This window comes from Collinsella sp. LCP19S3_H3, assembly GCF_052119145.1.
In the GTDB taxonomy this organism is placed as follows: Bacteria; Actinomycetota; Coriobacteriia; order Coriobacteriales; family Coriobacteriaceae; genus Collinsella.
On the sequence record NZ_JBQKFW010000056.1, the window covers coordinates 1 to 358 of the forward strand.

1 protein-coding gene is annotated in these 358 nt (G+C 62.0%); it reads left to right on the top strand.

Annotated elements, in window-relative coordinates:
- Positions 1-358: amino acid permease (locus ACTQZF_RS09280; protein ID WP_441555116.1), on the top strand; the 358-nt coding region annotated here is incomplete at both ends.

A 358-nucleotide genomic window follows, 5' to 3' on the forward strand; every position in this document is an offset into this window, starting at 1 on the left:
GCAGTTCTTCTGGTGGGCCTTCCTCATCATCACGTTTTTGCTTCCCTATGGCCTGGTGGTGGCCGAGCTCGGTACGGCGTTCGATTCCGAGGGCGGCCTGTACGATTGGGTCCGCCTGGGCTTGGGCGACCGTTGGGGCGCCTGCTGCTCCTGGTGCTACTGGGTCAACTTCCCGCTGTGGGTTGCAAGTATCGCCTGTATGTTCCCCAGTGTCATCAATGCGGTATGGGGCATCGAATTTTCGCTTGGGGCCCGGATTGCCATCGAGCTTGCCTTCGTGTGGGGCGTCACGGTCATGGCGATGCACCCGGTGGCCGAGGCCGATTGGGTCATGGACGGCGGTGCCGTCATCAAGGTG